Below are 12,402 nucleotides of genomic sequence, written 5' to 3'. Positions count from 1 at the left end.
CATCGCCCAGGGCGCCGAGCCGCTCGATCCGCATGCCACCAGCGTGGCAGAACCTCAGCGGCTGATCACCCGCGGGCTGTCCATGCCCGTCAGCTTGTCCGGATTGCGCATCGCGTAGAAGTGGGTGATCTTGCCGTCGATGACCTCGATGGTGAAGACCCTTCCATCCCGGCATCGCTGCGGATCATCACAGCGGGCTCGCCGTTGCAGGTGATGCGCTCGAACGCGAGCCCCGGGACCCGCTCGCCCGCACGGAACAGGCCGACCAGCATCGCCGCGACCTTCTGTGCGCCCACGACGGGCCGCCGGGCCGCGCTCGCCTTGCCGCCGCTGTCGGCGGTGTACACCGCATCGGGCGCCAGCAGGGCCAGCAGCCCGTCCATGTCGCCGGTCGCCGCCGCGGTCAGGAACTCCTCGGTGACCCGGTTGGACTCGTCGAGGTCGACGGGCTCGAACCGCTTGCGCCGGGACTGCACATGCTCGCGCGCCCGATGCGCCATCTGGCGCACCGCGCTCGTGGATTTGTCGATGGCCACCGCGATCTCGTCGTGGCTGAAACCGAACACCTCGCGGAGCACGAACACCGCGCGCTCATCGGGTGTCAATGTTTCGAGCACAACCAGCATGGCCATCGAAACGGATTCGGCCAGAACCACATCCGCTGATGCGTCACCGGTGACCCCGGCCGTCAACAGCAGCGGTTCGGGCAGCCACGGACCCACGTATTCCTCACGGCGCCGCGACTGGGCCCGCAGGGCGTTGAGCGCCTGCCGGGTGACAAGCTGGGCCAGGAACGCCTTGGTGTCGCGCACCGTCTCCAGATCGACCTCGGCCCAGCGCAGGTAACTCTCCTGCAGCACGTCATCGGATTCCGTTGCCGTCCCGAGGATCTCGTACGCGATGGTGAACAACAACGGCCGCAGCAGCGTGAACCGTTCGGCGTGCTCGTTCGAGTTCGAGGTCGAGTTACCTGCGCCAGACGGGTTCATCGGACCAGTGTCCCCTGCTGTGCCTCGGCCAGTTGGCGTGCCCGGTTGTCACCCTTGAACCAGAAGTACGAGCCCGGCTTGACGCCCTCCTTGCGCAGGAACGTCAGGGTCGCCCGGCAGACCTGCTCCTTGAAGAAGGCGCCGGTCCGACCGCCGATGAAGACGCGGCGCGGGCTGTCGTCGGAGTGGCAGAGCTGCACTGTGCCGTGGCTCCGGCCGACGCTCACGCACTGCCCGGCGAAGGCCTGGTTGATCACCTCGGGCTCGGCGCCCGCGATGCGGGCCAGCACGGTGTTGGCGGCCTGCACCCCCAACGGGCCCGCAGACTGGCAGCTCATCCGCAGCGGAACCCCCGACGGTGAGGCCGCATCGCCGGCGGCGACGATGTGAGGGTCATCGACGCTGGTCAGGGTTTCGTCGGTGAGCAACCGGCCCAGCACGTCGGTGCGCAGCCCGCTGGCCGCAGCCAGCCCGGGGACCCCGAACCCGGTGGTCCACACCGTCACCGCGCTGGGCAGCCGGTTGCCGTCGGCCAGGGTGATGGCGTCGGGTTCGACCCCGGTCACCAGCACCTCGGGTCCGTCGATGATCGAGACGCCGAGCTTGGTCAGGGCCTTGACGATCGAGCGACGGGCGCCTTTGCCCACCGAGGCGCCGACCACGTCGGTGACGAGCGTGACGTTGCGGCCTGCCTCGGCGAACTCGCTGGCTGCCTCGATGCCGGTCAGTCCGCCGCCGACCACGACCACCGGGGCCGACATCGGCACGTCCTGCAGCCGGGCGCGCAGTCGCTGGGCCTGTTCCAATTCCGAAAGCGGATAGGCGAATTCCGCGGCACCGGGCACCGAGGCGGGCACTCCGCCGGTACTGCCGACGGCGTAGACCAGATAGTCATAGTCGAGCACCTCGCCGGACGTCAGCTGCACCTGCCGGATGTCGGCATCGATGTGCTCGGCGCCGTCGACCAGCAGCCGGACCCCACTGCCCAACAGCGTGTCGTAGGCCGCGGTAGCGCCGTGGTTGCCGGCGACCAACTGGTGCAGCCGGATCCGCTCGACGAACTCGGGCCGCGGATTGACCAGCGTGACAGCCACTCCCGGTGTGCCCTGCAGCCGGTTGGCCGCCAGCACCCCGGCGTAACCTCCGCCGATCACGATCACTCGGGTGTCCTGCGTCGCGCTCATGGTGTCTCCTCTCAAAGGCTTATGCCCTCAAGACACCGCGCAACCCGAGTTTGTGACAGCCGGGGGCGCTATGTGACTCACATCACCGGAGAAGCTAGACCAGCCCCAGCGCGAGCATCGCGTCGGCCACCCGGATGAAACCCGCGATGTTGGCGCCCGCCACGTAGTTGCCCGGCTGGCCGTACTCGTCGGCAGTGGCCAGGCACCGGTCGTGGATGCGCCGCATGATCTCGGCCAGCCGCGCCTCGGTGTCGTCGAAATTCCACGAATCCCGCGAGGCGTTCTGCTGCATCTCCAGCGCGCTGGTGGCCACGCCGCCCGCGTTGGCGGCCTTGCCCGGGGCGAACCTCACCCCGGCCTCCTCGAAGAACTTCACCGCCTCGGGGGTGCACGGCATGTTGGCGCCCTCGGCCACGATCTGGCAGCCGGACTTGATCAGCATGGTCGCGTCGGCGCCGGAGACCTCGTTCTGGGTGGCGCAGGGCAGCGCGATGTCGCACGGCACCTCCCAGACACTGCGGCCGGTCACGACCTCGGCCGCGCCGCCACGGGCCTCGGCGTAGTCCTCGATGCGGCCCCGGCGTAGTTCCTTGACCTCCTTGAGCAGGTCGAGGTCGATGCCCTTCTCGTCACGCACGTAGCCGCTTGAGTCCGAGCAGGCCACGACGGTCCCGCCCAGCGCGTGCACCTTCTCGATCGCGTAGATCGCCACGTTGCCCGAGCCGGACACCACGACCTGCTTGCCTTCGAAGGACTGCCCGGTGGAACGGAGGATCTCGTCGACGAAGAAGACGGTGCCGTATCCGGTGGCCTCGGTGCGGACCTGCGATCCGCCCCAGGTAAGCCCCTTACCGGTGAGCACACCGGATTCGTAGCGGTTGGTGATCCGCTTGTACTGGCCGAACAGGTAACCGATTTCACGCATCCCGACACCGATGTCGCCGGCCGGGACATCGGTGTACTCGCCGATGTGGCGGTAGAGCTCGGTCATGAAGGACTGGCAGAACCGCATGATCTCGGCATCGGAGCGGCCCTTGGGATCGAAGTCCGAGCCGCCCTTGCCGCCGCCGATCGGCAGACCGGTCAGCGAGTTCTTGAAGATCTGCTCGAAGCCCAGGAACTTCACGATGCCGAGGTAGACCGACGGGTGAAAACGCAGGCCGCCCTTGAACGGTCCCAGCGCCGAGTTGAACTCGACGCGGAAGCCGCGGTTGATCTGTGAGGCGCCGGCATCGTCCTGCCAGGGCACCCGGAAGATGATCTGGCGCTCGGGCTCGCACAGCCGCCGGATGATCGCGCCGTCCGCGTATTCGGGGTGCTTGGCCACCACCGGCCCGAGGCTGGTCAGCACCTCGTAGACGGCTTGATGGAACTCCTGCTCGCCGGCGTTGCGCTGTCCTACTTCCTCGTAGATCGCCTGCAGTTTCTCATGTAGCACAGCCATGTCAGTCCATCTGGTAGCGGGGGAAAACCCCTGTCGGAGCGGGCAATTCGGTACCGGACTTGATCCGGGTACCGATCGAGTCGAAGTCGCGTGCGTCGGACGGCTGACCCAGCAGGTCGAGCAGCTTGGCCGTCGAGTCCGGCATCACAGGCTGGGTGAGCAGCGTGGCGATGCGCACCACTTCGAGCGTCGTGTAGAGCACCGTACCGAACCGCTGCTGGTCGGCCGCATCCTCGGACTTGCGCAGTACCCACGGTTCCTGCGCCGAGAAATAGCGGTTCGCCGCGCCCAGCACCGACCAGATCGCTTCCAGCGCAAGGTGCATCGCCGGCACGTCGTAGTGCACGCGCACCTGCTCCAGCAGCGCGTCGGCCGCGCTGAGCAGCGCCGTGTCGTCGTCGGTGAACGTGCCCGGGTCGGGCACCACGCCGTCGAGGTTCTTGGCCACCATCGACAGCGAGCGCTGCGCCAGGTTGCCCAGCTCATTGGCCAGGTCGGCGTTGATCCGGCCGATGATGGCTTCCTCGCTGTAGCTTCCGTCCTGGCCGAAGGACACCTCGCGCAGGAAGAAGAAGCGCACCTGATCGAGCCCGAAGGTGTCGACGAGCGCGATCGGGTCGACGACGTTGCCGACCGACTTGCTCATCTTCTCGCCCTTGACGTTGATGAAGCCGTGCGCGAAAACCCTTTCGGGCAGCGCGATCCCGGCTGACATCAGGAACGCCGGCCAGTACACGGTGTGGAACCGGATGATGTCCTTGCCGATCATGTGCAGGTTTGCCGGCCAGTACTTCTGAAAGGTCTGCGATGCCTCGTCCGGAAAGCCCACCCCGGTCAGGTAGTTGGTCAGCGCGTCCACCCACACGTACATCACGTGGTCGGGGTGGCCGGGGACCGGCACGCCCCAGTCGAACGTGGTCCGCGAGATCGACAGATCCCTCAGGCCGCCGGAGACGAAGCTGACGATCTCGTTGCGGCGCACATCGGGCCCGATGAATTCGGGGTGGGCCTGGTAATGGGCCAGCAGCCGCTCGGCGTAGTCCGACAAGCGGAAGAAGTAGGTCTGTTCCTCGGTCCAGGTGACCGGCGTGCCCGTCTCGATCGCGGTGCGGGTGCCGTCGGGCCCTTCGGTGGTCTCGTCCTCGGCGAAGAAGCGCTCGTCGCGCACCGAGTACCAGCCGGAGTAGGCGCCCAGGTAGATGTCCCCGGCCTCGTTCATCCGGCGCCAGATCTCCTTGGACGCCTCGTAGTGATCGGCGTCGGAGGTGCGGATGAACCGGTCGAAGGAGATGTTGAGCTTCTCCTGCAGCCGCTGGAACACATCGGAGTTGCGGTTGGCGAGCTCGGCCGCCGAGATGCCCTCGGCCGCGGCCGTCTCGGCCATCTTCTGGCCGTGGACGTCGGTACCGGTCAGGTAGCGCACGTCGAAGCCGTCGAGTCGCTTGAACCGGGCGATCGCATCGGTGGCGATGTACTCGTAGGCGTGCCCGATGTGCGGCGCACCGTTTGGATAGGCGATGGCCGTAGTTATGTAGAAAGGCTCACTCATTTGGTCCCACCTTATGGTGTTGCGGTGGGTTCGAAACGCTCAGCCAGGGAGAAGCCGCCAGCCCCCGAGCCGTTGGCTCCGCTGGTCGATGCACACACCCATCTCGACGCCTGCGGTGCGCAGACCGCTGAGGACGTCCGCGCGATCATGGATCGTGCGGCCGCCGTCGGGGTGGGCCAGGCGGTCACCATCGCCGACGATCTGGACTCGGCGCGCTGGGTGACCACGGCCGTCGAGGCCGACGAGCGGGTGTTCGGGGCGGTGGCGTTGCACCCCACCCGGGCCAATGCGCTCGACGACGCGGCCAAGGCGGAGCTGGAGCGGCTGGCCGCCCATCCGCGTGTGGTGGCGGTCGGGGAGACGGGGTTGGACCTGTACTGGCCGGGCAAGTTGGACGGCTGCGCGACGCCGGCCGAGCAGCGCGAGGGCTTCGCCTGGCACATCGACCTGGCCAAGCGCACCGGTAAGCCGCTGATGATCCACAACCGCGACGCCGATGCCGAGGTGCTCGACGTGCTGCGCGCCGAAGGGGCACCCGAGACAGTGATCTTCCACTGTTTTTCCTCGGGACCGGAGATGGCCCACACCTGTGTCGAGGCCGGCTGGGTGCTGAGCCTTTCGGGCACGGTCAGCTTCAAAAATGCCTCCGAGCTGCGCGAAGCTGCCCGGCTGATCCCGCCCGGCCAGCTGCTGGTCGAGACCGATGCGCCGTTTCTGACCCCGCACCCGTTCCGCGGGGCACCGAACGAGCCGTACTGCCTGCCATACACTGTGCGGGCACTCGCAGAGTTGCTGGAGCGGCCCGCCCTGGAGGTCGCGTCCGAGACCGCAGCCACTGCGGCGCGGGTGTACGGACTTAACGGGAGCGGCCGGGCCTAGTTGCCGGGTGTGACCCGATTCGTTACCGTCTTGTGATCAAAGCTCAACCGCCGGCGGTGATGCATGCCGTCCGAACCGGGGAGAAACCGAGAACCGTGGACGCGCTCAACAAAATTCATGAATCCCGATCACCGCTGCTGCGAGGCGTGGTGGGAGCCCTGCTGGTCACATTGACCGCCGCCGGGGGCTACGCCGTCGGATCGCACAAGACCGTGACGCTGAGCGTCGACGGCGCACCGATGACCGTGACGACGATGAAGTCCCGGGTGATCGATGTGGTCGAGGAGAACGGATTCGCGGTCGGCGACCGCGACGATCTCTACCCCGCTGCGGACGAGTCCGTGCACCAGGCGGACACCATCGTGCTGCGCCGCAGTCGGCCGCTGCAATTGTCGTTGGACGGTAATGACAGCAAGCAGGTGTGGACCACTGCCTCGACCGTGGATGAGGCGCTGGCGCAGCTGAAGATGACCGACAAGGCGCCGGCCGCGGCGTCCCGAGGCAGCAGGGTGCCGCTGGGCGGCATGGCACTGCCCGTGGTGAGCGCCAAGACGGTCCGGATCGACGACGGTGGCGCCGTGCAGACGGTCCACCTGGCCGCCCCGAACGTGGCCGGCCTGCTCGCCGCCGCAGGGGCTCCGCTGGAGCAGAACGACACCGTGGTTCCGGCGGCATCGGCCCCGGTCACCGAGGGTATGCAGGTTCAGGTGACCCGCATGCGCATCGAGAAGGTCACCGAACGGATGCCGCTGACGCCGGGCAACAAGCGCATCGAAGACGCCGAGCTCAACATGAGCCGCCAGATCGTCGAGGACCCCGGCGCCCCGGGCACCCAGGACGTGACCTATGCGGTGGCCAAGGTGAACGGTGTGGAGACCGGCAGATTGCCAGTAGCCAATGTCGTGATCGACCCGGCGCGCGACGGTGTGCTGCGGGTCGGAGCAAAGCCGGGCACCGAAGTTCCGCCGGTTACCAACGGCTCTGCCTGGGACGCGCTTTCGCAGTGCGAAGCGGGAGGTAACTGGGCCATTAACACTGGTAACGGGTTCTATGGCGGCGTTCAATTTGATCAAAACACCTGGGAGCGACAGGGTGGTCTGCGGTATGCTCCGAGGGCCGATCTGGCGACTAGAGAAGAGCAGATTGCGATTGCTACGGTGACGCAGGCCCGGCAGGGATGGGGCGCTTGGCCAGTGTGTAGTGGGAGGATTGGGGCGCGCTGACTATTCGACTACTCGGGCGGACCGAGATACGACGCTTGGCGAAAGAAATCGACTTTCGGCCACGCAAGGCCTTTGGCCAGAACTTCGTTCACGATGCCAACACCGTTCGGCGCATTGTGTCGGCTTCCGGGATTCACCGGAGCGACCATGTGCTGGAGGTCGGACCGGGTCTGGGGTCGCTGACCCTGCCCTTGTTGGACCGTGGCGCCAGGGTGACCGCAGTGGAGATCGACCCGGTGCTGGCCAAGCAATTGCCGGCCACCATCGCCGATCACTCCCACAGCGAGATCAACCGGCTCACTGTCATCAACCAGGACATCCTGACGCTGATGCCGTCTGACCTGACCGAGCAGCCGACCGCGCTGGTGGCGAATCTGCCGTACAACGTGGCGGTGCCTGCGCTGCTGCACCTGTTGGCCGAGTTCCCGTCGATCCGGACGGTGATGGTCATGGTGCAGGCCGAGGTGGCCGAGCGGCTGGCGGCTGAACCCGGTGGCAAGGACTACGGCGTCCCCAGTGCCAAGGTGCGTTTCTACGGAAACGTGCGCAGGCACGGGATGGTGTCGCCGACGGTGTTCTGGCCGATTCCGCGGGTGTACTCCGGACTGGTCCGCATCGACCGGTACGAGACATCGCCGTGGCCGACGGACGCCGCGTTCCGCGATGAGGTGTTCAAGCTCATCGACATCGGATTCGCGCAGCGGCGCAAGACCTCCCGCAACGCGTTCGCCGACTGGGCGGGTTCGGGCAACGAGTCGGCCGAGCGGCTGCTGGCGGCCAGCATCGACCCGTCGCGCCGTGGCGAGACGCTCGGCATCGCGGACTTCGTCCGGCTGCTGCAGCGGGCCAAGGAAGCCGAGGGCGAGGCCGCGGCGGAGATCAAGGCGGCGCAACAGGTCTAGGTGCCTGTTCTCACAGTGAAGTAGATCGCGAGATTCCATGAGAATCTCGCGATCTTCTTCACATCGGGGACCCGATCGCGCCGGTGATCAAGCCGACGAACTCCGAACACGAGTCGTGGCGCCGGTCGGGTTCCTTCGCCATCGCCTTGGCGATGATCGAGTCCACCGCGTGTGGAATCCAGCTGCACCGCTGCGAGATTCGTGGCGGCCGGCTGTACAGCTGATGATCGATCAGAGCTATCGCGGTCTCCGCGGTAAACGGTGGCGACCCGGTCAGCAGCTCAACTGTTGTGCACGCCAGTGCGTACTGATCCGTGGCCGCCGACGGTGTTCTCCCGACGAGCAGTTCGGGTGCCGAATACGGCAGTGAGGCTTGGATGTTCGGGTGCGGCTGGCGTGCCTGACGGGTGATGCGCCGCGCCGGGTCGAGGCTCATCCGCCCGGAACGATCGTGCGCCAGCCGGGCCGCGACATCCTCGGCCATGGAGTGCGCGACGCCGAAGTCGATCAGCACTGCTCTCGAAAACGGCTGATCGACAAGGATATTGGCGGGTTTGACGTCGCAGTGCACGATTCCGCGACGGTGGGCCAGATCGAGCGCCCCCGCGATCTGGGTCAACGCGGTGAGCCGCTCCGGGATACCGGGCAGGGTGTTCACCGTTCCGCCGTCGAGGAACTCCATCGCCAGCCAGCCCGGGCCTGCCGCGTACACCGTGACGATGTTCGGGTGGGCGAGCTGACGGGCGAAGTCGAATTCGCGTTGCAGCCTGGCCAGGTGGGCGGGTTGGCGGTGCTGTTCATCGAGCACCTTGAGCGCGACGGTGGCCCCGTCGGGATCGCGGGCCAGGTATACGACGGCGGAGCCGCCGCTCCCCACGACTTTCATCGCGGTGTATCCCGCGACGATCACCTCGGCTGAGGGCACCGTCTCAGCTTAAGTTCACCGACAACCACGGGTGAGCGGCGATAGTGTCGTGGCCGTGTCAGCATCCGACGGCAGTACCGCGTCCGAGTGGGTCCCCACCGGTTCTGTCACCGTGCGCGTCCCCGGCAAGGTGAATCTGTACCTGGCCGTGGGCGATGAGCGCGACGACGGTTACCACGACCTCACCACGGTGTTCCACGCCGTGTCGCTCCTGGACGAGGTGACGGTGCGCAACGCCGACATGTTGTCGCTGACGGTCGAGGGGGAGGGCGTGGAGTCGGTGCCCACCGACGAGCGCAACCTGGCCTGGCGCGCCGCCGAGCTGCTGGCCGAGCACGTGGGCCGGTCGCCGGACGTGTCGATCAGCATCGACAAGTCGATCCCGGTGGCAGGCGGCATGGCCGGGGGCAGTGCCGACGCGGCCGCGGTGCTGGTGGCGATGAACACGCTGTGGGAGCTCGGGGTGCCCAGGCGCGATCTGCATGCCCTGGCCGCCCAGCTGGGCAGTGACGTCCCGTTCGCGCTGCACGGCGGCACGGCGCTGGGCACCGGCCGCGGTGAGGAGCTGGCCACGGTGCTGGCCCGCAGTACCTTCCACTGGGTGCTGGCGTTTGCGCACAAGGGCCTGTCCACCCCGAAGGTGTTCGGCGAACTGGACCGGCTGCGTGCGGACACCTCGACAGGAGGCCCGCCGCGGGCCGAGGAGCCCGAGCCCGTGCTGGCCGCGCTGGCGTCCGGTGATCCGGCCGAACTCGCCGCACTGCTGGGCAATGATCTGCAGCCGGCGGCGCTGAGCCTGTACCCCGACCTGCGCCGGACGCTGCGTGCCGGGGTGGAGGCGGGTGCGCTGGCCGGCATCGTGTCCGGGTCGGGTCCGACGTGCGCGTTCCTGTGCCCGTCGTCGACCTCTGCGGTGGACGTCGGCGCGGAACTGGCCGGTGCGGGTGTGTGCCGGACGGTGCGGGTGGCCAGCGGGCCCGTGAGCGGTGCCCGGGTCGTCCCGGAGCCGTCGACCTCGGCCTGAGCACTGTGGTCGTTCGCTGTTTTCGACGTCAGGGCTGCGGACTCCGTGCAGGAACAACCCCTGGGTGGAAAACGGCGTAGCCCTCGCCGCTAAACCTGCTGAGACTGTGACACAGACCTCAATTAACGCGAGGGTTTGGCCAGTTACTTAAGGGTCTCTTAAGATGAGCGACGGTGAATGCTAGCGATCTTGCATCGGATGCGACTTGTGCGCCCGCCGCCCGTCACGGTGGGCGGTCGCGGAGCTGTATACCCGGTACTGGGGCATCACCTTTTCGAGACATAACTGCTCCCCAATCGTGTGCGCGCGCCTACCCAAAAGCGGTGTGCAGCGGGCGGAGCATGGATAACCGGGCAACTGCACCTGGCGCACTGTCGCTGGTGTCGGAGCCGCGGAAGCCAAGGAGGTCGTCGTGAGCAGATTCACCGAGAAGATGTTCCGCAACGCTCGTGAGAGCAAGCGCGGAATGGTCACTGGTGAGCCGCATGAGCCGGTTCGCCACACCTGGGGTGAGGTTCACGAGCGGGCCCGGCGGATCGCAGGCGGCCTGGCCGCCGCGGGTATCGGTCACGGCGACGCCGTCGGCGTGCTCGCCGGCTTCCCCGTCGAGATCGCGCCGACCGCGCAGGGCGTGTGGATGCGTGGCGCGAGCCTGACCATGCTGCACCAGCCGACCCCGCGTACCGACCTGGCGGTGTGGGCCGAGGACACCATGAACGTGATCGGCATGATCGAGGCCGACGCCGTCATCGTCTCCGAGCCGTTCCTGGTGGCCATCCCGGTGCTCGAGGAAAAGGGCATCAAGGTCGTCAAGATCGCCGACCTGCTGGCCGCCGACCCGATCGACCCGGTGGAGACCGGCGAGGACGATCTGGCGCTGATGCAGCTGACGTCCGGCTCGACCGGTTCGCCCAAGGCCGTCCAGATCACGCACCGCAACATCCACTCCAATGCCGAGGCGATGTTCATCGGCGCGGAGTACGACGTCGACAAGGACGTCATGGTGAGCTGGCTGCCCTGCTTCCATGACATGGGCATGGTCGGCTTCCTGACCATCCCGATGTACTTCGGCGCCGAGCTCGTCAAGGTCACGCCGATGGACTTCCTGCGCGACACGCTGCTGTGGGCGAAGCTCATCACCAAGTACAAGGGCACCATGACCGCGGCGCCGAACTTCGCCTACGCGTTGTTCGCCAAGCGGTTGCGCCGTCAGGCCAAGCCGGGCGAGTACGACTTGTCCACCCTGCGGTTCGCGCTCTCGGGTGCCGAGCCGGTGGAGCCGGCCGACGTCGAGGACCTGCTCGATGCGGGCAAGCCGTTCGGCCTGCCCTCCTCGGCGATCCTGCCGGCCTACGGCATGGCCGAGACCTGCCTGGCCGTGTCGTTCTCCCCGTGCAACGCCGGCCTGGTGGTCGACGAGGTCGACGCCGACCTGCTGGCCGCGCTGCGCCGCGCCGTGCCCGCCACCAAGGGCAACACCCGCCGGCTGGCCTCACTCGGCCCGCTGCTGAAGGACCTCGAGGCCCGCGTCGTCGACGAGCACGGCGACGTGATGCCCGCCCGCGGTGTCGGCGTCATCGAGCTGCGCGGCGAGTCGCTGACCCCCGGCTACATCACCATGGGCGGCTTCTTGCCGGCCCAGGATGAGCACGGCTGGTACGACACCGGCGACCTCGGGTACATCACCGAAGAGGGCAACGTCATCGTGTGTGGTCGCGTCAAGGACGTGATCATCATGGCCGGGCGCAACATCTACCCGACCGACATCGAGCGTGCCGCCGGCCGCGTCGAGGGTGTCCGCCCGGGCTGCGCCGTCGCGGTGCGGCTGGATGCCGGGCACTCGCGTGAGACCTTCGCCGTCGCCGTGGAGTCCAACGCCTGGCAGGATCCGGCCGAGGTGCGTCGCATCGAGCACCAGGTGGCCCACGAGGTGGTCTCCGAGGTCGACATGCGTCCGCGCAACGTCGTGGTGCTCGGGCCCGGCAGTATCCCGAAGACCCCGTCGGGCAAGCTGCGTCGCGCCAACTCGGTCTCCTTGGTCACCTAGCTTTCAGCCTTTTGCACCGCGAGCGTGCGCGCCTGCAGCGCGGCACGCCGCTCGCGGGTAACACTTTTGCGCGCGAGCGGGGGCCTTCGGCCGTGCGCTATCACGAGACGCCAGATTGTGGCGGGCTTTTCATCAAATTGGTTTGCGCTCGGCCTGAATCGGCGATGAATGCAACGACAGCACAGTCAATTTGCTCATCGTTCATGCATTGTTTGCGTAGTCTGACGCTGAAACCA

The 12,402-nt window shown here is 67.3% G+C and carries 9 protein-coding genes and 1 pseudogene; 5 read left to right on the top strand and 5 right to left on the bottom strand.

Features of this window, described 5'->3' with window-relative positions:
- Nucleotides 1-54: 54 nt before the first annotated feature.
- The 4 genes and pseudogenes from TX88_RS22385 to metG all read right to left on the bottom strand — a co-directional run bounded on the left by TX88_RS22385 (nt 55) and on the right by metG (nt 5,166).
- Nucleotides 55-989 (bottom strand): annotated as a pseudogene (locus TX88_RS22385) (RNA polymerase sigma-70 factor).
- Nucleotides 986-2,173, bottom strand: coding sequence for an NAD(P)/FAD-dependent oxidoreductase (locus tag TX88_RS22380; protein WP_044520063.1), 1,188 nt, complete (start codon nt 2,171-2,173; stop codon nt 986-988). Before TX88_RS22380 ends, TX88_RS22385 begins: the two are co-directional and overlap by 4 nt.
- A gap of 94 nt (nt 2,174-2,267) precedes the next feature.
- Complete coding sequence (gdhA, locus tag TX88_RS22375; protein WP_044520062.1) at nt 2,268-3,617, bottom strand: NADP-specific glutamate dehydrogenase; 1,350 nt, start codon at nt 3,615-3,617, stop codon at nt 2,268-2,270.
- Between the two features lies 1 nt (nt 3,618).
- Nucleotides 3,619-5,166, bottom strand: a complete 1,548-nt coding sequence (gene metG / locus TX88_RS22370) for a methionine--tRNA ligase (protein ID WP_044520061.1) — start codon at nt 5,164-5,166, stop codon at nt 3,619-3,621.
- A 24-nt stretch (nt 5,167-5,190) separates the two neighbouring features.
- Between metG and TX88_RS22365 the strand changes: the two genes are divergently transcribed.
- The 3 genes from TX88_RS22365 (at nt 5,191) to rsmA (ending at nt 8,170) form a co-directional block, all read left to right on the top strand.
- Nucleotides 5,191-6,045, top strand: coding sequence for a TatD family hydrolase (locus TX88_RS22365; RefSeq protein ID WP_044520060.1), 855 nt, complete (start codon nt 5,191-5,193; stop codon nt 6,043-6,045).
- 95 nt (nt 6,046-6,140) lie between these two features.
- Nucleotides 6,141-7,268, top strand: a complete 1,128-nt coding sequence (locus tag TX88_RS22360; protein WP_044521719.1) for a resuscitation-promoting factor — start codon at nt 6,141-6,143, stop codon at nt 7,266-7,268.
- Nucleotides 7,265-8,170: a 16S rRNA (adenine(1518)-N(6)/adenine(1519)-N(6))-dimethyltransferase RsmA gene (gene rsmA / locus TX88_RS22355; RefSeq protein WP_044520059.1), complete on the top strand. Its 906-nt coding sequence runs from the start codon at nt 7,265-7,267 to the stop codon at nt 8,168-8,170. Before TX88_RS22360 ends, rsmA begins: the two co-directional genes overlap by 4 nt.
- 58 nt (nt 8,171-8,228) lie before the next feature.
- Here the strand turns inward: rsmA and TX88_RS22350 are convergent, their stop codons facing one another.
- Nucleotides 8,229-9,056, bottom strand: a complete 828-nt coding sequence (locus TX88_RS22350) for a serine/threonine-protein kinase (protein ID WP_044521718.1) — start codon at nt 9,054-9,056, stop codon at nt 8,229-8,231.
- A gap of 94 nt (nt 9,057-9,150) precedes the next feature.
- On the opposite strand from TX88_RS22350, the gene TX88_RS22345 reads away from it, so the two are divergent.
- Nucleotides 9,151-10,119: a 4-(cytidine 5'-diphospho)-2-C-methyl-D-erythritol kinase gene (locus TX88_RS22345; RefSeq protein WP_209447086.1), complete on the top strand. Its 969-nt coding sequence runs from the start codon at nt 9,151-9,153 to the stop codon at nt 10,117-10,119.
- 412 nt (nt 10,120-10,531) lie between these two features.
- Nucleotides 10,532-12,166, top strand: coding sequence for a fatty acyl-AMP ligase (locus tag TX88_RS22340; protein WP_044520057.1), 1,635 nt, complete (start codon nt 10,532-10,534; stop codon nt 12,164-12,166).
- The last annotated feature ends 236 nt before the right edge of the window (nt 12,167-12,402 follow it).

This window comes from Mycolicibacterium septicum DSM 44393 (assembly GCF_000455325.1).
Classification (GTDB): Bacteria; Actinomycetota; Actinomycetes; order Mycobacteriales; family Mycobacteriaceae; genus Mycobacterium; species Mycobacterium septicum.
This window is presented reverse-complemented; position numbering and strand designations above follow the sequence as displayed.